Origin of the sequence: Neorhizobium sp. R1-B (genome assembly GCF_004368875.1) — a bacterium.
In the GTDB taxonomy this organism is placed as follows: Bacteria; Pseudomonadota; Alphaproteobacteria; order Rhizobiales; family Rhizobiaceae; genus Neorhizobium; species Neorhizobium huautlense.
Genome location: NZ_SOEM01000016.1, coordinates 1 through 19840 on the forward strand (window position 1 = coordinate 1; position 19840 = coordinate 19840).

General features: G+C 59.6%; 19 protein-coding genes. 8 read left to right on the forward strand and 11 right to left on the reverse strand.

All coding sequences use genetic code 11. The annotated features are described in order from the left end of the window. Positions 1–149 precede the first annotated feature (149 nt). The 3 genes from EDE05_RS19300 to EDE05_RS19310 form a co-directional block, all read right to left on the reverse strand. Complete coding sequence (locus EDE05_RS19300) at positions 150–629, reverse strand: GNAT family N-acetyltransferase (RefSeq protein WP_132412903.1); 480 nt, start codon at positions 627–629, stop codon at positions 150–152. A gap of 75 nt (positions 630–704) precedes the next feature. Continuing rightward, positions 705–1289 (reverse strand): J domain-containing protein, encoded by a 585-nt coding sequence (locus EDE05_RS19305; RefSeq protein ID WP_105373851.1) that lies wholly within the window; start codon positions 1287–1289, stop codon positions 705–707. Positions 1290–1412: 123 nt separating this feature from the next. Continuing rightward, entirely contained in the window at positions 1413–2567 is a 1155-nt protein-coding gene (locus EDE05_RS19310; protein WP_165924253.1) for an MFS transporter, read from the reverse strand. Positions 2568–2836: 269 nt separating this feature from the next. On the opposite strand from EDE05_RS19310, the gene EDE05_RS19315 reads away from it, so the two are divergent. Beyond that, positions 2837–3262: a DUF4864 domain-containing protein gene (locus EDE05_RS19315; protein WP_132412899.1), complete on the forward strand. Its 426-nt coding sequence runs from the start codon at positions 2837–2839 to the stop codon at positions 3260–3262. Between the two features lie 24 nt (positions 3263–3286). On the opposite strand, the gene tgt is transcribed toward EDE05_RS19315, so the two are convergent. From tgt to coaD, 5 genes are all read right to left on the reverse strand, one after another. Beyond that, a complete protein-coding gene (gene tgt / locus EDE05_RS19320) occupies positions 3287–4417 on the reverse strand; it encodes a tRNA guanosine(34) transglycosylase Tgt (protein WP_132412897.1) in 1131 nt (376 codons plus the stop codon). Next, positions 4414–5499, reverse strand: coding sequence for a tRNA preQ1(34) S-adenosylmethionine ribosyltransferase-isomerase QueA (queA, locus tag EDE05_RS19325; RefSeq protein WP_132412895.1), 1086 nt, complete (start codon positions 5497–5499; stop codon positions 4414–4416). The genes tgt and queA overlap by 4 nt, the downstream gene beginning before the upstream one ends. A 66-nt stretch (positions 5500–5565) precedes the next feature. After that, a complete protein-coding gene (locus EDE05_RS19330; RefSeq protein WP_105373775.1) occupies positions 5566–6075 on the reverse strand; it encodes a peptidylprolyl isomerase in 510 nt (169 codons plus the stop codon). Positions 6076–6133: 58 nt separating this feature from the next. Beyond that, positions 6134–6706 carry a peptidylprolyl isomerase gene (locus EDE05_RS19335; protein WP_105373776.1) on the reverse strand — a complete coding sequence of 191 codons (573 nt, stop codon included), beginning with the start codon at positions 6704–6706 and terminating at the stop codon, positions 6134–6136. A 27-nt stretch (positions 6707–6733) separates the two neighbouring features. Next, positions 6734–7228: a pantetheine-phosphate adenylyltransferase gene (coaD, locus tag EDE05_RS19340; RefSeq protein WP_112798067.1), complete on the reverse strand. Its 495-nt coding sequence runs from the start codon at positions 7226–7228 to the stop codon at positions 6734–6736. A gap of 432 nt (positions 7229–7660) precedes the next feature. Here coaD and EDE05_RS26935 point away from each other — a divergent pair, with 432 nt between their 5' ends. Together EDE05_RS26935 and EDE05_RS26940 are read left to right on the forward strand one after the other, a co-directional pair. Continuing rightward, complete coding sequence (locus tag EDE05_RS26935) at positions 7661–7816, forward strand: hypothetical protein (RefSeq protein WP_157949089.1); 156 nt, start codon at positions 7661–7663, stop codon at positions 7814–7816. Positions 7817–7837: 21 nt separating this feature from the next. Then, positions 7838–7987 carry a hypothetical protein gene (locus EDE05_RS26940; RefSeq protein WP_166675481.1) on the forward strand — a complete coding sequence of 50 codons (150 nt, stop codon included), beginning with the start codon at positions 7838–7840 and terminating at the stop codon, positions 7985–7987. A 118-nt stretch (positions 7988–8105) separates the two neighbouring features. On the opposite strand, the gene gyrA is transcribed toward EDE05_RS26940, so the two are convergent. Continuing rightward, positions 8106–10922: a DNA gyrase subunit A gene (gene gyrA, locus EDE05_RS19345; RefSeq protein WP_134102429.1), complete on the reverse strand. Its 2817-nt coding sequence runs from the start codon at positions 10920–10922 to the stop codon at positions 8106–8108. Between the two features lie 226 nt (positions 10923–11148). Here gyrA and EDE05_RS19350 point away from each other — a divergent pair, with 226 nt between their 5' ends. Beyond that, positions 11149–11778 (forward strand): MarC family protein, encoded by a 630-nt coding sequence (locus EDE05_RS19350; protein ID WP_105373780.1) that lies wholly within the window; start codon positions 11149–11151, stop codon positions 11776–11778. Positions 11779–11860: 82 nt separating this feature from the next. Next, on the forward strand, positions 11861–13033 hold the full coding sequence (locus EDE05_RS19355; RefSeq protein ID WP_132412891.1) for an HPP family protein: 1173 nt from the start codon (positions 11861–11863) through the stop codon (positions 13031–13033). Between the two features lie 53 nt (positions 13034–13086). Here the strand turns inward: EDE05_RS19355 and EDE05_RS19360 are convergent, their stop codons facing one another. Continuing rightward, a complete protein-coding gene (locus tag EDE05_RS19360; RefSeq protein WP_105373781.1) occupies positions 13087–13629 on the reverse strand; it encodes a single-stranded DNA-binding protein in 543 nt (180 codons plus the stop codon). Positions 13630–13874: 245 nt separating this feature from the next. Between EDE05_RS19360 and uvrA the strand changes: the two genes are divergently transcribed. Together uvrA and EDE05_RS19370 are read left to right on the forward strand one after the other, a co-directional pair. Next, positions 13875–16796 carry an excinuclease ABC subunit UvrA gene (gene uvrA, locus EDE05_RS19365; RefSeq protein ID WP_132412889.1) on the forward strand — a complete coding sequence of 974 codons (2922 nt, stop codon included), beginning with the start codon at positions 13875–13877 and terminating at the stop codon, positions 16794–16796. 26 nt (positions 16797–16822) lie between these two features. Further along, on the forward strand, positions 16823–17641 hold the full coding sequence (locus tag EDE05_RS19370) for a DUF72 domain-containing protein (RefSeq protein WP_132412887.1): 819 nt from the start codon (positions 16823–16825) through the stop codon (positions 17639–17641). Here EDE05_RS19370 and EDE05_RS19375 read toward each other — a convergent pair. Next, positions 17631–19112, reverse strand: a complete 1482-nt coding sequence (locus tag EDE05_RS19375) for an NAD(P)H-hydrate dehydratase (protein ID WP_132412885.1) — start codon at positions 19110–19112, stop codon at positions 17631–17633. The genes EDE05_RS19370 and EDE05_RS19375 overlap by 11 nt on opposite strands. A gap of 342 nt (positions 19113–19454) precedes the next feature. On the opposite strand from EDE05_RS19375, the gene EDE05_RS19380 reads away from it, so the two are divergent. Then, the gene (locus tag EDE05_RS19380) at positions 19455–19793 is read left to right on the forward strand and encodes a P-II family nitrogen regulator (protein WP_003515720.1); all 339 of its coding nucleotides are present in this window, start codon (positions 19455–19457) and stop codon (positions 19791–19793) included. The last annotated feature ends 47 nt before the right edge of the window (positions 19794–19840 follow it).

The following is a 19840-nucleotide window of genomic DNA, read 5'->3' on the forward strand; positions in this document are numbered from 1 at the left end:
CGGCCCAGCCGGCCGGATCGGGGGCTGATCATCAGAGCCAGTGTCGCGCTTCTAACTGGATAACAGCGTCGCAGCCCTATTCAGCTTTGACATTGTATCATGCAGCGAGTGCGCGGCGAATGGCTTGCCCTCCTCGGGTTACAACGCTCTCAGCTGTTTGCGAAAGACCTCAGCCTGTCGCCGGTCAGCCGATAGCGAATCCACTCGTTCATCGGATCGGCGCCGATCGCTTCGTAGACACGGATCGCCGGCTCGTTCCAATCGAGCACGCTCCATTCGAAGCGGCCGCAGCCGTTCTCCAGTGCGATCTGCGCCAGCCGCTTCAGCATGGCCTTGCCGGCACCCAAGCCACGGGCCTTGGGCGTGACATAAAGGTCCTCGAGGTAGAGTCCGTTCCTGGCCTGCCAGGTGGAATAGCTGTAGAACCAAATGGCCATGCCGACCGGTTTGCCATGGTGTTCACATATCAAAGCGCGCGTCACCGATTTTGGTCCGAAGATCGATTCCTGGATTGTTTCGACGGTCGCGGCAACTTCGTGTTCGGCCTTCTCGTAGATCGCCAGTTCGCGAATGAAACCGAGAAGCGTCGCCGCATCTTCACGGACTGCCTCACGCAAGGTCAGCGTCATGGAAAATCCTTTGGAAATAACCAGCTAAAACTGTTTTTGGAAGCAAGGCACGATGTCAGGTCCGCCCGGCGAACATTACTCGGCGGCACTCTTGATCTCCGGCGCTTCGAGTTCGTAGGAATATCCGTCGAGCATGCCATAAGCCTGCTCGATATTCCCGATTTCCGTCTCCGCCTTGCTAATCGCATCGTCGATGGCTTCGCAGCGCGATTTCAGCATGCGCCCGAGGACGTCCGCATCCGGTTTTCTGCCGATACGGTCGATGTGGTTGCGGATTCTCGCCCTGTGCCGCTCCATTTCGAGAATATGGAAGCGCGCATTGACGATCTTGTCGGTCAGCTTTCGGCGCATGGCCGCGACCGGATCGAAACTGCCCGGTTCGCGTTCGTCCAGGATGATCTCATTGACCAGCGTCTCCAGGATCACAAGCCCCTGCAGGTCTTTGGTATCTGCAAGTTCAGGATCGTAGCCGGTATCGTCATAGACTTTGCGCCGGACCGGGTCCGACAGCAATTCATAGGACATGGTGAGCTTACTGAAGGCGTCGACGTCGCCGCCGGTATCGGGGTGGACGCTTTTCGCACGTCTGCGATAGGCCGATTTGATGGCAGCGCCATCCGCCTCGCGGGAAACACCAAGCATCTCATAAGGGTCGATCACAGTGTCACCTGCTTTCGGCAATCAATTTCATCGTCGTAACGGCTAAGGCCCACGGGCTCAACCCATTATCCATTCTTGTGGCCAATTTAGGGGCACCCGCGCCCTGCCCGCTTTTCCCACACTCTATTTGAACCGCCAAAGCCGCGATGGACGCCGGCCGTCAGAAACGGGTGCCATTAGGAAGCTTACGACAACGCAGGGCAACAGGACCAGGAATGTCGCGACGAGGCTGACGTGCTCGGCAATGAATCCCAGAAGCGGCGGGACACCGATGGTCGAGAGCATCAATGTCAGCGATAGCGCCGCGAGATTTTCCGAGGGCTTCCCCTTGCCGAGCGTGATAGTCGCCGAGACGGCCAAAGGAAAGGCGAGTGCCACACCGCAACCGATCAGAAAAAGCGCTATTCCTGCGGATATAGGGCCGAGCGCGGTCACCAGAAGCGCGATGCCCATGGCAACCAAAACAGCCGACGCCCGCACCAGGATGATGGGGCCGAAACGGTCCCTCAGCATATCCCCCGAGAGCCGGGTCAAGCCCATGCCGATCGTGAAGGCGGCGTAGAGCACGCCCGCGACTGCCGGATCGGCGCCAAGCTCCTCCCGGAGGAAGAATATCCCCCAATCGTAAATCGCGCCTTCGACGATGCAGAGACCGAACACCATCACGCAGATCAGCAGGATTGTACGGTCCGGCAGGACGTAAGCCGATCGTTTTCGGTCCGGTTGGGTTTCGGGAGAGACGTCTCTTGGCGTAACAGCGAATACCAGCAGACAGGCTACGATCACGAACCCAGCCGCCAGCGTCTGCTGGACAAAGGGCGTTATCGCCTTCTCGGCCAGAAAGCCTGAGCACAGGGAGCCGACCAGAAGCCCAACCGACCAGAAGCCGTGGGAGCGCGCCAGCACCTTCGTCCCGCTGCGCTGCTCTATACCCGCCGAAATCATGTTGGCCGCAACATCGAAAATCGTGCGAAAGAACCCGAAGAGAAAGAAGCACAGAACGAAACCGCCGACCGGCAGAATGGTCAGCGCGGGCGTCAGCAAGGCGCAAAGCGGCAAAGTGGCGAGCGCCGTCAGCCTCGGGGTGAATCTATCCGTGACGCGACCGGCGATCGGCAGCGCCAGAAACGTCCCGACGGGCGCACTCAACAAGGCAAATCCGAGAATAGCCTTGTCGATGCCCATCGAAGCCTGGATGGCCGGCAGCCGCGTAAAGAGCGAAATGAACAATATGGCGTTGCTGAAATAAAGCAGCGCGGGAGGCAAAAGAAACTTCATGAAATTGCTGTCCGGGCGAATCACAGATCCCGAACCATTCCTGCCAGCGGCGGAGGAAGCCGACAAGAACTGATAACGGAAGGCAGCCTTGCATCGGCAAGAGAAGAGGAAAATCGGCGAGAGGCTGATTAAGACTCCCTCGCCCGCAGCGGCCATCGTTTTGGGTTCGGCTGCTGTTTCCAAGGCTCTGCTTGAAAAATTTGCAGGCGCCATCTTCCCCTTCCACGGAAAGGCGCTACGCTTCTTATACCCGCACCTGGAGAGAGCCGATGTCCGTTCGATTTCTTGCCGTCGTTCTGAGTTTCGTTTTCTTTTCCTCCACCTCTCCCAGAGCGGAAGACCCAGTTGCGGAAGCTCAGGCCGTTATTTCCAACCAGATCGATGCATTGAAGAAAAATGACGCGGAGAAAGCCTATTCTTTCGCCTCACCCGGCATCCGCAGCCTTTATCCGAGCCAAGATCAGTTCCTGAATATGGTGCGCGAGACTTACGAGCCCGTCTATCACGCGGGCAACTATGCTTTCGGCCGCTCGAAAATGATCGGCGGCGGCGAGGTCGTGCTGCAGGAGGTGATGATCAGCGCCAAGGAAGGCAAGGACTGGACCGCCATCTACGAGATGCGGTTGATGGATGACGGAAGCTACAAGGTCAATGGCGTGCGGATGATCCGCAATACCGCAAGCCAGGGCATCTGATCCTTCCGTTCCTTGCCCGCAGCCTCACACCGGGTCGATATCGCCCTTTGCCCAGGTTTCCTGGGTCTCCGCATAAAAATCGCCAAAACGGCCTTCTGCAATCGACTGGCGAATGCCCTTCATCAGATCCTGGTAATAATGCAGGTTGTTCCAGGAGAGCAGCATGCCGCCGAGGGCTTCGTCGGAACGGACCAGGTGGTGCAGATAGGCGCGGGAATAGTCGCGTGCAGCCGGGCAGTCCGACTCCTCGTCCAGCGGGCGCAGGTCTTCCGCATGACGGGCATTGCGGATATTGACCTTGCCCCGCCGCGTGAATGCCAGCCCATGACGGCCGGAGCGGGTCGGCATGACACAGTCGAACATGTCGATGCCGCGGGCCACGGATTTCAGGATATCATCGGGAGTACCTACGCCCATCAGGTAACGCGGTTTTTCCGCTGGCAGCACTGGCAACGTGGTTTCCAGCATCTTCAGCATGACATCCTGTGGCTCTCCGACAGCAAGGCCGCCGACCGCATAACCCTTGAGATCCAGCTGCTTCAATCCCTCTGCAGAGCGGATGCGAAGGTCCGGCTGATCGCCGCCCTGCACAATGCCGAACATTGCCTTGCCTGGCTGGTCCCCAAAAGCGACGCGGCAACGCTCCGCCCAGCGCAGGGACAATTCCATAGCCCTTTCGATCTCCTTGGGCTCCGCCGGCAGGGCCACGCATTCGTCGAGCTGCATCTGGATGTCGGAGCCCAGCAGACCCTGGATCTCGATAGAACGCTCCGGGGACATATGATGCAGGCTGCCGTCCACATGACTCTTGAAGGTGACGCCCTTCTCATCGAGCTTGCGCAGGCCCGAAAGGGACATGACCTGAAACCCGCCGCTATCGGTCAGGATCGGATGGGACCAGCGGATAAGGTTGTGGAGGCCACCCAGACGTGCGACCCGTTCCGCGCCCGGACGCAGCATCAGGTGATAGGTATTGCCGAGTATGATATCGGCGCCGGTATCGCGTACCTGGTCCAGGTACATCGCCTTCACAGTGCCGACAGTCCCAACCGGCATGAAGGCCGGTGTCCGTATCGCGCCGCGAGGATTGGTGATCTCGCCGAGACGCGCGCCGCCATCGGTAGCCTTGAGATTGAACTGAAACGTCTCGGTCATTTTGAGGCCCGGAAAAGAAGGCTTGCGTCGCCGTAGGAATAAAAGCGGTAGCCGGATTGGATTGCGTGGGTATAGGCCGAGCGCATGGTCTCGAGCCCCGAAAAAGCCGACACCAGCATGAAAAGCGTCGACTTTGGCAGGTGGAAATTGGTCATCAGAATATCTACGGCCTTGAAGCGATAACCGGGCGTGATGAAAATATCCGTCGCTCCGCTCCAGGCGTGAATTTGGCCATCTTCACTCGCGGCGCTTTCGATGAGACGCAACGAGGTCGTGCCGACGCAGACGATCCGACCGCCCCTCGCCTTTACGGCATTCAGCCGCGCCGCCGTCTCGGCGCTTACGTGACCGATTTCCTCATGCATCTTGTGATCAGCCGTATCATCGGCTTTGACCGGCAAAAATGTACCGGCGCCGACATGGAGCGTCACGAAATGTCGCTCGATACCTGCAGCGTCCAGCACCGCAAACAGCTCCGGCGTGAAATGCAGGCCAGCGGTAGGAGCTGCTACGGCGCCTCTCTCCCTGGCATAGATGGTCTGGTAGTCCTTCCGGTCGCGATCGTCCTCGGGCCGCTTGTCAGCGATATAGGGCGGCAGCGGGATGTGCCCTACGGCCATGATCGCCTCGTCGAGCGCAGGTCCGGTGAGATCAAACAGCAAGGTGATTTCACCCCCCTCGCCCTTTGCCTCGACCGTTGCGTTCAAAGTCCCGAGCAGACAGGCATTGCCGGTATGGCCGAAGGCGATGCGGTCGCCGACCTTGATACGCTTGCCAGGTCTGGCAAATGCCTTCCAGCGTTCGGGGCCGGCACGCATGTGAAGGGTCGCAGACACCGGAAGTTCGTTGCCACCCTCCCTGATCCGCTGGCCTTCGAGCTGCGCCGGGATCACTTTCGTGTCGTTGAAAACCAGCGCGTCGCCGGCCCTGAGGAAGCGCGCCAAGTCGGACACGCAGTGATCGGCAAGCAGCGGCTCGCCATCGGGCCGGACGACGAGCAGCCGTGCACTGTCGCGAGGGCTGGCAGGCCGCAGCGCAATATTCTCCTCCGGCAGATCGAAATCGAACAGATCAACGCGCATTGAAAAATCCAGAAAAGCGAAACCCGCCCCGCCGAAAAGGCAGAGCGGGCCTTCGTTCGATTGATATCAGACGTCTGCAGCGACCCGCAGCGAAACGATCGAATCCGGATCCTTGACGGGCTCGCCCTTCTTGATCTGGTCGACGAAGTCCATGCCTTCGATAACCTGCCCCCAGACCGTGTACTGCTTGTTGAGCCACGGAGCATCCGTAAAGCAGATGAAGAACTGCGAGTTTGCCGAGTTCGGGTTTTGCGAGCGAGCCATGGAGCAGGTGCCGCGGACATGAGGCACGGCGGAAAACTCAGCCTTCAGATCCGGCTTTTCGGAGCCGCCCATGCCGGCACGTGCCGGGTTGAAGCTCTCGCCCCCCTGCTTGCCGAACTTCACGTCGCCGGTCTGGGCCATGAAATCCGGGATGACGCGGTGGAATACCACGCCGTCATAGGCATTTTCGCGAGCAAGCTCCTTGATGCGCGCGACATGGCCGGGAGCCAGATCCGGCAGGAGCGAGATGACGACCTTGCCCTTGGTCGTTTCCATGATGAGAGTGTTTTCCGGATCCTTGATCTCGGCCATGTGCCTTCTCCTTTATACGGCGCCCGGGACGTTCGTCCGCGACTGGGCGACCTTTTGCTTACTTCTTGCCGACGGTGACCTTGATCATCTTGTCGGGGTTCGTCACCTCGCCGTTGCGGCCCTGGCCACGCTTGATCTTGTCGACGAATTCCATGCCGGACACGACCTTGCCGACCACCGTGTACTGTCCGTTCAGGAACGAACCCTCATCGAACATGATAAAGAACTGCGAATTGGCGGAATTGGGATCCTGTGAACGCGCCATGCCGACGGTTCCACGCTGGAACGGCACCTTCGAGAATTCGGCCGGAAGGTCCGGAAGGTCGGAGCCGCCGGTGCCGGCGCGCGCCGGATTGAAGTTCTTGCCATCCTGCTTGCCGAACTCGACGTCGCCGGTCTGCGCCATGAATCCGTCGATCACCCGGTGGAACACGACATTGTCGTATGCTCCCTTGGCAGCAAGCGCCTTGACCTGGGCCACATGTTTGGGCGCCGTTTCCGGCATCAGCTGGATCACAACCGGCCCGTCCTTGAGTTGGACGGTCAGAAAGTCGTCAGGTGCTGCCGAAGCCGGCAGGATCATCGAAGCAAAGGCGAAAGCGCCGGCGATAGCGAGACGAAACAGTTTCATGACAAATACTCCGGATTTCGGAAACGATCAGCGTTTCAGCTTGTTGTTCAGCGCGTTAAGGACCGCCGCGGGAACGAAGGCACTCACATCGCCGCCCATGGAGGCGATCTGCCGGACCAATGTGCCGGTAATGGGGCGAGTGGCGACGCCAGCCGGCAGAAAGACGGTCTGGATATCCGGCGCCATCTGGCGGTTCATGCCGGCCATCTGCATTTCATAATCGAGATCAGTGCCATCACGAAGGCCGCGGATCAGGAGCCCCGCACCGTTGGTGCGGGCAGCATCAACGACCAGCCGGTCGAAGGAGACGATGGACAGGCTGTCGGCACGCCCCGGCAACACCTCCTCGAGTGAGGCCCGGATCAGGTCCGCTCTTTCCTCGAAGGAGAACATCGGCGCCTTGCCCGGATGAATGCCGATCGCGACAATGAGTTTATCGGCAACGTTCAACGCCTGCACAAGCACGTCCAGATGGCCGTTCGTCATCGGATCGAAGGAGCCGGGATAAAAAGCGGTCGTCATGCTTTACGTCTTGGCCTGTTTCAACAGAATTTCCTGCGCCTTTTGTCATGGAAGCGGGGCATCCGCAAGCGCCTCCCCCTTTCTGAACAGGAGATGAATGGCCCGTTCAAGCGCGTTTCACAGCGAGTATGGTCTATAGGCATCGTGACGGAGACAATCCGTCCATACCGAGGGAGAAACGAAGGGAATGCTGGCAGTCATGGTATTGACCGCGGTTGTTCTTGCCTTGGCTGCGGAAGCCATAGTCGTTGCTTACGAGACGAGCTGGGCCTGACGAACCCAATTCTGAACGCCAGATGAACAGAGCGTTCAAGGATGCTTCAGAGCGGCCTAGGTAAGTTTCTCTCAAAATGCCGTGGAACCTGTTTGCGCCAGGCGCGTTCAGGCAAACGAGAAGGACAGACGGAGATGATCGCGAAAAGGAAAACGGTCATGCCTGACAAGATCACCATGATCAACCTGGTGTGGACGGCAATGATCGCTGTAATGCTGACGGCAACAGTCACCCTTTATCAAGATAAATCCGATTTGGCAGATCTGAACTATCCGCAGGTGACCGGTCGTTACAACGACCTCTCCTATTACTGAGCGATACGCTCGCGAGAAAGGATGACCATGTTCGTGACGTTGACTGTACTTGCAGGCTTGATCAGCATCATGTTCGTGGCATCCGTGGCCTCCACGATTTCCGAGCTTCGCCGCGAGCGCGACGATATGAAGGATTTTCGGGACTTCGCAAAACGACACAGCGCGTTCTGACGATTTGACAGTAGCGAACTGAGCTTTAGCAGACTCCCGTCGCAGTCGGTTCAAAGAAAAGCCGGAGGATCCTTGATCCTCCGGCTTTTACTTTATTCACTTTCCGGGACGGGCCGGCCTATTCGGCCGCACCCTCGTCATTTGCCGGATTTTCATCCGCAGCGGAGCCGAGATCGCCGGTTTCGGCGGTTATCTCTTCCGGCAGGCCGTTGCCATTTTCGTCGTCGCTTTCCGGCTCGCTGATGCGCTCGACCGAGACGACCTTTTCATCCTTGGCGGTCGAGAAGATTGTCACGCCCTTGGTCGCACGGCTGGCGATACGGATGCCGTTGACCGGCACGCGGATCAGCACACCACCATCGGATACGAGCATGATCTGATCGGCGTCCTCGATCGGGAAGGCAGCCACGAGCTCGCCGATCTCCGCCGTCTTGGAGGTATCGGTGGCGCGGATGCCCTTGCCGCCGCGGCCCGAGGTGCGGAAGTCGTAGGAAGACGACCGCTTGCCAAAACCCCTCTCCGAGACCGTGAGCACGAACTGCTCGCGCGCCTTGAGCTCCTCATAACGCTCGTCGGAAAGCTGCCCTTCCTCAGTGACTTCCTCGCCCACGAGAGCGATATCCTCTTCATCCACACCAGCGGCGCGACGTTCGGCTGCAGAGCGCTTGAGATAGGCGGCACGCTCCCAGGGCTCTGCGTCCACATGGCCGACAATGGTCATGGAGATGATGCGGTCGTTATCGCCGAGCGTGATGCCGCGTACGCCGATCGAGTTGCGGCCGGCAAAGACGCGCACATCGCCGACGGGGAAGCGAATGCACTGGCCGAGAGCGGTGGTCAGCAGCACGTCGTCCTGATCGGTACAGGTCTCGACCGAGAGGATTTCGTCGCCCTCTTCCTCGAGCTTCATGGCGATCTTGCCGTTGCGGTTCACCTGAACAAAATCCGACAGCTTGTTGCGGCGAACGGTGCCGCGAGTCGTCGAGAACATCACATCCAGGTTATCCCAGGTGGATTCATCCTCAGGCAGCGGCATGATCGTCGTGATGCGTTCGCCGGGTTCCAGCGGCAGCATGTTGATCAGCGCCTTGCCGCGCGATTGCGGTGTACCGATCGGCAGACGCCAGACCTTTTCCTTGTACACGATGCCGCGCGAGGAGAAGAACAGAACCGGTGTATGGGTGTTCGCGACGAACAGGCGCGAGACGAAATCCTCGTCGCGCGTCGCCATGCCGGACCGGCCTTTGCCGCCGCGGCGCTGAGCACGATAAGTGCCTAGCGCCACGCGCTTGATGTAACCAAGATGGGAAACGGTCACGACCATGTCTTCACGGGCGATGAGATCCTCATCGTCCATGTCCGGACCGCCTTCCATGATTTCAGTGCGGCGCGGCGTGCCGAATTCGTCGCGCACCTCGGCCATTTCGTCCTTGACGATCTGCTGGATGCGCAGTCTCGACGACAGAATGTCCAGATAATCGCTGATCTCGGCCCCGATCTTGTTAAGTTCGTCGCCGATTTCGTCGCGGCCGAGCGCCGTCAGGCGGGCCAGACGAAGCTCGAGGATGGCGCGGGCCTGTTCCTCGGACAGATTATAGGTGCCATCGTCATTGATCCGGTGGCGCGGATCGTCGATGAGGCGTATCAGCGCCTCGACATCCTGAGCAGGCCAGCGGCGTGTCATCAACTGCTCACGCGCAGTCTGCGGATCGGGCGCGCGGCGGATCAGAAGAATGATCTCGTCTATATTGGCGACGGCAATGGCCAGACCGACCAAGACATGCGCACGTTCACGCGCCTTGCGCAGCAAATACTTCGTGCGGCGGCTGACGACCTCCTCGCGGAAGGACACGAAAGCCCTCAGCATGTCGATCAGGGTGAGCTGTTCCGGCTTGCCGCCGTTGAGAGCCACCATGTTACAGCCGAACGAGGTTTGCAGCGGCGTATAGCGATAAAGCTGATTGAGTATCACTTCCGCATTGGCGTCGCGCTTCAGCTCCACCACGACGCGATAGCCCTGGCGGTCGGACTCGTCACGCAGATCGGAAATGCCTTCGATACGCTTTTCGCGCACCAGTTCGCCGATTTTTTCGACCATCGCCGCCTTGTTCACCTGAAAGGGAACTTCGGTGATGATGATCTGCTCGCGGTCGCCGCGCATCGGCTCGATCGTGGCACGGCCGCGCATGATCACGGATCCGCGTCCGGTTTCATAGGCCGACCGGATTCCGGAGCGTCCAAGGATCATCGCGCCGGTCGGGAAATCGGGACCCGGGATGATCTGCATCAGCTCGGGTAGTTCGATCGCCGGATTGTCGATCAGCGCGATACAGCCGTCGATAACCTCGGAAAGATTGTGCGGCGGTATGTTGGTCGCCATGCCGACGGCGATGCCGCCTGCACCGTTGACCAAAAGATTCGGGAATTTCGCCGGAACCACGACAGGCTCGGAGAGCGTGCCATCGTAGTTGTCGCGGAAATCGACGGTTTCCTTGTCGAGATCGTCGAGCAGGGCGTGGGCGGCTTTCTCGAGGCGGCATTCGGTGTAACGTTCGGCCGCCGGCGGGTCGCCGTCGATCGAGCCGAAATTGCCCTGACCATCGATCAGCGGCAGGCGGAGAGACCAATCCTGCGCCATGCGCGCCAGCGCGTCATAGATCGCCGAGTTGCCGTGCGGATGGAATTTACCCATCACGTCCCCGGTCACGCGGGCGCATTTGACGTATTTCTTGTTCCAGTCGATGCCGAGTTCCGACATGCCGTAAAGGATGCGCCGGTGGACCGGTTTCAGTCCGTCGCGCACGTCTGGAAGTGCGCGGCTGACGATCACGCTCATGGCGTAATCGAGGTAGGACCGCTGCATCTCTTCCATAATGGAAATGGGTTCAATGCCTGGAGGCAGCTTTCCGCCGCCGGGTGTGCTTTGCTCAGTCAAATCGGATCACGATCTCTGTTCGGAATCAGTTTCTTTTTTATAGCGGAAAGCGGTTCCGAGCGCCAATTTCCACCGTCGTTTTGAACAGCTTTTGCGGTCTTTTCCAGGCATTTCTCCTGGGACGCGACGACGGCGGAAAGCCGTGAGGCGGGCTTTCCTAAACCGTGCGCCTGTCCTAACAATCTTCAAGTCCAACTGCAAGGATCGCAGAGGTCCAGGAGAAGATATGGCAAGCCCCGATATGCTGGTCAATGCGTTGACCACGATGCTCGTAACGCTCGATCCACCGGGGCTGGCGCCGGTCTTTCTCGGCCTGACGGTCGGCATGACGGGAATCCAGCGCCGCCACGTCGCCTTTCGCGGCTCCCTGATCGCGTTCGGCATCCTGGCGCTCTTTGCGCTGTTCGGATCGAACGTCCTGGGTCTGCTCGGAATATCGATCGGCGCCTTCCGCATTGCGGGCGGTTTGCTGCTTTTCTGGATATCCTTCGAAATGGTCTTCGAAAAGCGCCAGGAACGGAAGGAGAAGACGTCCCAGGCCGCAATCACGATCGACCACCTTCACAATATCGCTGTCTTTCCGCTGGCTCTTCCGTTGATAGCCGGGCCTGGTGCGATCTCCGCCACCGTACTGCTCGCCGGCGCCTTCCCGGGCCCACTCGACCGGACCCTGCTGATCGGCGTCATCGCACTCATTATGGGGCTCGTCTACGTGACGCTTCTGGTCGCGGAACGGCTCGACCGTTTCCTCGGCGTGACCGGCCGAGCAATTCTCACGCGCCTGCTCGGCGTCATCCTGGCCGCTCTCTCGGTGCAGTTCGTGCTCGACGGCGTTCGCTCGGCCTTCAATCTGTAATATTTCGAAAACGTCATATGGCGCGACATTGCAGGTTTTTCTGCTAAAAGCCGCGGCAAAGAGAATCAAAGAAGGTTTTGCCATGCGGCGTGTGTTGCGGCGGCTTTTTCCCGAAGCCACCTCCATCAGTGTGAAAGAACGGTTGCGCGCAGCCTCGGGAGCCCTGGCCGGGATCCTCGCAACAGGTTTGCTCGGCAGTCTGGCGCTGCGAGCCGACGCCTCTCTTCCGGCGCTGATCGCGCCGATGGGAGCCTCCGCCGTCCTTTTGTTCGCGGTCCCGTCCAGTCCCCTCGCCCAACCCTGGTCGATTCTCTGCGGCAATATCGTTGCCGCATTTGTAGGAGTCACCACGGCGCTCGCGATAGAGGACCCGTTCCTGGCGTCCGCGATCGCCATTGGCGTCGCAATCGCTGCGATGATGGCACTGCGATGCCTGCACCCGCCAAGCGGAGCCATCGCGCTGACCGCCGTTCTGGGCGGGCCTGCCATTCATGATCTGGGATACGGTTTCGTATTCTGGCCGGTCGCCGGCAACTCGCTCGCCCTGCTGCTTCTTGCCCTGGTCTTCAACAACCTGACGGGGCGCCCCTACCCTCATTCCATAAAGCCGCCGGCAACCGATCACGGTACCGCCGATCCCGCTCCGATGCAGCGGATCGGCTTTACTTCAGCCGACCTCGACGATGTCCTGAAGGAATACGATGAGTTTCTGGATATCGACCGCGAAGACCTGGAGACTATCCTCAGAAGAACCGAACTGCGATCCTACCGGAGACGCGCAACGCATCTCGACTGCGCCAGCATCATGTCTCGCGATGTAGTGGCGGTCGCGCCCGACAATTCGCTGAAAGAAGCGCAGGACGTGATGCGCAGCCACCATTTCCGGGCGTTGCCGGTCACCAACGACCGTGCCGAGGTCGTGGGCATTGTCACTCAGACGGATTTCCTGGATAAGGCGACCTGGACCACGGGGCGCCCGAGAATTGGCTTTGCTCAGCGGATTCGGCTTATGCTGTCCGGGGCAAGCGCCCCGAACGACACCGTCAAGGATATCATGACCACACCGGTCCGGACCGTTGCGCCCGACACGCCCATTGCCGACGCGATCGTCATCTTTGCAGAAGAAGGGCTGCACTATCTGCCGGTGACCGGCGGAACCAACAAGCTGGTGGGGATACTATCGCAGTCGGACGTGCTGGTGGCGATGCTCGCAGACAGCGCGAACCAGAATACGGAAACACGCCTCTCCGCCTAATGGCGGTCGGACGGTTGCCCGCGGGCATACCCGCCCGGCGAGTGCCGCTTGGATCAGAACGGAATATCGTCGTCGAGATCGCGGGAAAAATTGCCGCCGGCAGGCTGATTGCCGCCGCGGCTCGAGCCGCTGGAACCGCCCGAGGACCGGCGGTCATGATCATTTCCACCGCCATAGCCGCCGCCGAAGTCGTCACCGCCGAAGTCATTGCCGCCGCGGGCTCCGCGGTCGCCACCGCCCTCACCCCGGCCGTCCAGCATCGTCAGCGTCGAGTTGAACCCCTGCAGCACGATTTCGGTCGAATACCGGTCGTTGCCGGTCTGATCCTGCCATTTGCGGGTCTGCAGCGCGCCTTCGATATAGAGCTTTGCGCCCTTCTTCACATACTGCTCGACGACCTTGCAGAGGCCTTCGTTGAAGACCACGACGGTGTGCCATTCGGTCTTTTCCCGCCGCTCGCCGGAATTGCGGTCGCGCCAGGTCTCGGAAGTCGCGATGCGAAGATTGGCGATCGGCCGACCGTCTTGCGTGCGGCGAATTTCCGGATCGGCGCCTACATTTCCAATCAGGATCACCTTGTTCACGCTACCAGCCATAACTTTCACCTCATCCGCCGCCTGCTTTGCGGCCTTGAAACCAATCGTATCACTTTAGCCCATCGACATGCCCGGTTGGGCATTCATGAATTTTAATCCACAGGCAAATTGTTCTTTATTTGTTCTATTTTATTCCTATAGTGCTGTCAACCGACTCGGAACGGTCCGCAATCGCAGCAGTTTCGTCTCGACAGGCACGGATCAATCACTACATAAGGACCTCGATCCTCCCAAAGAGCATGATGATGAGTGAACTCAAAACCATTTCCATACGTGGCGCGCGCGAGCATAATCTTAAGGGCATCGACCTCGATCTGCCGCGCAATTCGCTGATCGTCATGACGGGCCTTTCGGGGTCGGGCAAATCGTCGCTTGCGTTCGACACGATCTATGCGGAAGGCCAACGTCGTTATGTGGAGAGCCTATCGGCCTATGCGCGCCAGTTTCTGGAAATGATGCAGAAGCCGGATGTCGATCAGATAGACGGCCTTTCGCCGGCAATTTCGATCGAGCAGAAAACGACCTCGCGCAACCCGCGCTCGACGGTCGGCACGGTCACCGAGATCTACGACTATATGCGCCTGCTTTTTGCGCGCGTCGGCGTGCCCTATTCGCCGGCAACAGGCCTGCCGATCGAAAGCCAGACCGTCAGCCAGATGGTCGACCGCATCCTCGCCTTCGAGGAGGGCACGCGCCTTTACATTCTGGCGCCGATGATCCGCGGCCGCAAGGGCGAGTACAAGAAGGAACTCGCCGATCTGATGAAAAAGGGCTTTCAGCGCGTCAAGGTTGACGGCCAGTTCTATGAGATCGCCGATGTTCCCGCGCTCGACAAGAAATATAAGCACGACATCGACGTTGTTGTGGACCGCCTCGTGGTGCGCTCCGACATTTCCGCACGCCTGGCGGACAGTCTCGAGACCTCGCTGAAACTGGCCGACGGGCTGGCGGTCGCGGAATTCGCCGACAAGCCGCTGCGCGCCGAGGATACCGCAGCCGGTGGCTCCGCCAACAAGTCGCTCAACGAGACGCACGAGCGGGTGCTGTTTTCTGAAAAATTCGCCTGCCCCGTTTCCGGTTTTACCATTCCGGAAATCGAGCCTCGGCTGTTTTCGTTCAACAATCCCTTCGGCGCCTGCCCGACCTGCGACGGCCTCGGTTCGCAGCAGAAGGTGGATGAGGCGCTGATCGTGCCGGAACCCGCCCGCACGCTGCGCGACGGCGCGATTGCGCCATGGGCGAAATCAACCTCACCCTATTACAACCAGACGCTCGAAGCGCTCGGAAAAGCCTTCGGTTTCAAGCTGTCCAGCCGTTGGAACGAGCTTTCCGAGGAGGCTCAGAAGGCCATCCTGGAGGGCACTGAGGAAAAGATCGAGTTCCACTATGCCGACGGCGCCCGTTCCTACAAGACGATCAAGAACTTCGAAGGCATCGTGCCGAACCTCGAACGCCGCTGGAAGGAAACCGACAGCGCCTGGGCGCGCGAAGAGATCGAACGCTACATGTCGGCCGCTCCCTGCCCGGCCTGCAACGGTTTTCGCCTGAAGCCGGAAGCTCTCGCGGTGAAGATCAATAAGCTGCATATCGGACAGGTCACGGATATGTCGATCCGGCTTGCGCGCGACTGGTTCGAAGTGCTGCCGGAACAGCTGAACGCCAAGCAGAACGAGATCGCCGTCCGCATCCTCAAGGAGATCCGCGAGCGTCTGCGGTTCCTCAATGACGTGGGCCTCGATTATCTCAGCCTCTCGCGCAATTCCGGCACGCTTTCGGGCGGCGAGAGCCAGCGCATTCGGCTCGCCTCGCAGATCGGTTCCGGCCTCACGGGCGTGCTTTACGTATTGGACGAACCGTCGATCGGCCTGCACCAGCGGGACAATGCGCGGCTGCTCGATACGTTGAAGCACCTGCGTGACATCGGCAATACCGTGATCGTCGTCGAGCATGACGAGGACGCTATTTTAACGGCGGACTATGTGGTCGACATCGGCCCGGCCGCCGGTATCCACGGCGGTCAGGTGGTGGCACAGGGCGCGCCGAAGGACATCATGGCCAATCCCAAGTCGCTGACCGGCAAATATCTGTCGGGCGAACTCGGCGTGCCGGTTCCCATGGAGCGCCGCAAGCCCAAGAAGGGCAAGGAGATCAAGGTTTTCGGTGCTCGCGGCAACAATCTCAAGAATGTCACCGCGGCCATTCCGCTCGGTGTCTTCACGGCCGTTACCGGCGTTTCCGGCGGAGGCAAGTCCACATTCCTCATCGAGACGCTCTACAAGGCTGCCGCGCGCCGCGTCATGGGTGCGCGCGAAATACCTGCCGAACACGACAAGATCGACGGTTTCGAGTTTATCGACAAGGTGATCGATATCGACCAATCGCCGATCGGCCGTACGCCGCGTTCCAACCCGGCGACCTATACCGGAGCCTTCACGCCGATCCGCGACTGGTTCGCGGGTCTGCCGGAAGCCAAGGCACGCGGCTACCAGCCGGGACGGTTCTCCTTCAACGTCAAGGGAGGGCGCTGCGAAGCCTGCCAGGGCGACGGCGTCATCAAGATCGAGATGCACTTCCTGCCGGATGTCTACGTCACCTGCGACGTCTGCCACGGCAAGCGCTACAATCGCGAGACGCTTGACGTGCATTTCAAGGGTAAATCGATCGCCGACGTGCTGGACATGACGGTTGAGGAAGGGGTGGAGTTCTTCTCCGCGGTGCCGGCGGTGCGCGACAAGCTGCAGTCGCTCTTCGATGTCGGCCTCGGTTATATCAAGGTGGGGCAGCAGGCCAACACGCTTTCGGGTGGCGAGGCGCAGCGTGTCAAGCTAGCCAAGGAACTGTCGAAACGCTCGACCGGACGTACGCTCTACATCCTCGACGAGCCGACGACGGGCCTGCATTTCCACGACGTGGCCAAGCTCCTAGAAATGTTGCATGAGCTGGTGAACCAGGGCAATTCCGTGGTGGTGATCGAGCACAATCTCGAGGTCATCAAGACGGCCGACTGGATCATCGATATCGGTCCCGAAGGCGGCACGGGCGGCGGTGAAGTGGTCGCGTCCGGCACGCCCGAGCAGATCGTCAAGGAAAAGCGGTCCTATACCGGCCACTTCCTCAAGGAACTGCTGGATCGCCGGCCAGCGAAGAAGGTGGAAGCGGCGGAATAGCAGTATTGCGTCATGGAGGGGAATTCATGAAGAAAGCCGGCACTATTCGCACAGGCATCGGCGGCTGGACCTTCGAGCCTTGGGAAGGCACGTTCTATCCGGAAAAACTGGCGAAGAAGAAACAGCTAGAATATGCGGCCAGCAAACTGAAGGTGATCGAGGTCAACGGAACCTATTACGGCTCGCAAAAGCCCGAGACTTTTGCCAAATGGGCTTCCGAAGTGCCGGATGGTTTCATCTTTTCGCTGAAGGCGAGCCGCTTCACCACCAATCGCAAGGTTTTAGCGGAGGCCGGAGAGTCCATCGAAAAGTTCCTGACCCAGGGTCTGACGGAACTCGGCGATCATCTCGGGCCGCTGCTGTGGCAATTCGCGCCGACCAAGAAGTTCGAGCCCGAGGATTTCGAGGCTTTCCTGAAATTGCTGCCGAACAAGCTCGATGGCTTGAAGCTGACCCATGCCGTCGAAGTCCGCAACGACACATTCAAGGTGCCGGAATTCATCGCGCTGCTGACGAAATACAATATCGCCCCGGTTTGTGCCGACCATTTCGACTATCCCATGATCGCCGATGTGACCGCCGATTTCGTTTATGCCCGGCTGCAGAAAGGGTCCGACGATATCAAGACCTGTTATCCCGAAAAGGACATGAAGGCGTGGGCGCACCGGCTTGAAATATGGGCGGAAGGCGGCGTGCCGGACGATCTGCCGCTGATCGACGAAAGCCACAAGCCGAAGAAGGAGCCGCGCGACGTCTTCGCCTTCTTTATCCATGAAGGCAAAGTCAACGCCCCCTACGGCGCAATGGCCATGAGCGAACTTCTGGAAACCAAAACTAACCGGTGAGTGTGACACTCGCATTGGCGGCCAGATCTTCAGCCGTCATGCCCCTGCCGGCGCGCTTTGCCGCCTCGGCATGGAGGTAGACGCCAGCGGCGGCCGCTTCGAAGGCGGGCATGCCTTGCGCCAAGAGGGCGCCGATCATGCCCGCCAGCACATCGCCGGAACCCGCGGTCGCCAGCCATGGCGGTCCGTTGGCGTTGATGCAGGCACGGCCGTCCGGGCCCGCTATCACCGTATCCGCCCCCTTGTAGACAATCACCGCGTGAGCGCGCTCGGCCGCTCTTAAGGCCTTCTCGACCTTGCTCTGATCCTGTTCGGGGGCGAGGTCGGGAAATAGCCGGGAGAATTCGCCCTCGTGCGGCGTCAGCACCAGGCGTGTTTCACCCCCGGCAAACGCATCGAACAATTCCGAGGGACGTTCTTTAAAGGACGTAATGCCATCGGCATCCAGCACCAATGGTCGATCCTTGAGCGCCAGGACGAATTGACGAGCCTTCTCGCCAACGCCAAAGCCGGGGCCGAGCACGAAGGCGGAGAGTTTTGCCGAAGCCGTCCAATTCTGCAGGTCGTCCAGGTCGTCGATCTGATGCAGCATGACGGCAGTGAGCGAGGAGGCATTGACGGGCAAGGCATCGGCGGGCGATCCAACGGTCACCAGTCCGGCCCCGGCTTTCAGGCCCGCTGTGGCGGCAAGCCGGGCGGCCCCCGTCTTCGTCCCCTCCCCGGAAAAGACAACCAGATGTCCGCGACGGTATTTATGCGTTGCCGCTTCCGGCGCCGGAACCAGATCCCGCCATAGAAGCGGGCTGTTTTCGCAGATCCTGCCCGCGACGGAACGGATGATCCGAACCGGAATACCGATATCGAAGACTTCGATGTCTCCGCAGAGTGACCGTCCCGGTAAAAGCAGATGTCCGGGCTTGCGGGCCATGAAGGTGACCGTATGTCGGGCTGTGAAAGACGCGCCGAGCGGCACGCCGCGGCGGCCGCAGAGGCCTGAGGGCAGATCGACCGCCAGGACCGGGACTTTGGCTCCGTCCACCTTGCCGATCACCAGTTGCACCGCTTCAGGTACGTCCCGCGCCAAGCCGGCACCGAAAAGGGCGTCAACGACGATGTCACCCTGCTCGGGTCGATAGCATTCGAGCGGCTCGGAGGGTCCGCTCCAGAGATGGCGTGCGTGGCGCGCATCTCCCTTCAGTCCCTCCGGGTCGCCAAGATGGAAGACATCGACGGAAGCACCGGCCTCTACCAGTGCGCGGGCGGCCACATAGCCGTCGCCGCCATTATTGCCCGGCCCACACAGGACGGCGAAGCGCAATGCGCCGGGAAAATTCCGCAGGGCCGACGCTGCGACAGCTCGCCCTGCCCTTTCCATCAGATCGAACGAGACAATACCGGACCGGGCAGCGGCGGTGTCGGCTGCGGTCATTTCGTTCGGCGTCAGCAGTAGATGATCGATGGGAAAGCTCATACTGCTATTGAATGGAAACGTGGTCAGAAAACAAGCGGCGATGTCGGCTCTCGATAGCATATTTAATATGCATTTGCCTAAATAATAATCTCTACGGCGCTTCTATTTACATCTGCTTACATTCCGCAAAAACGAGACAAAACGCTCATTCCTGCACCGCACCGCACAAGAATCAGAAAAAATGGAAGCATTTCGGCCACGGAACACGCCGTTCTGCGGGGATTTCGCTCAAAAACACATTATTTTTTTGAAAGTCCCTTCCGAGTTTGGCACGATAACTGCATTGGCATGGCCGAGCGGGTAAAGGCCTGCTTCAAGCGAGAAGCGGAGAGATAGTTTCTCATGAAAAAGATCGAAGCGATCATCAAACCTTTCAAGCTGGATGAAGTGAAGGAAGCCCTTCAAGAGGTCGGCTTGCAGGGAATCACCGTCACCGAGGCAAAAGGTTTCGGGCGTCAGAAAGGCCATACGGAACTCTATCGCGGTGCGGAATATGTTGTTGACTTCCTGCCGAAGGTTAAGGTGGAGGTTGTCCTGGCGGACGAGAACGCGGAAGCGGTCATCGAAGCGATTCGCAATGCCGCGCAGACTGGACGGATCGGGGATGGCAAGATATTCGTCTCCAATGTGGAGGAGGTCATCCGTATCCGCACTGGTGAAACGGGCGTAGACGCCATCTAATCCGCCCCGCGGCCGCCGGCCCGGGCTCAATCGTCATCTTACATCGA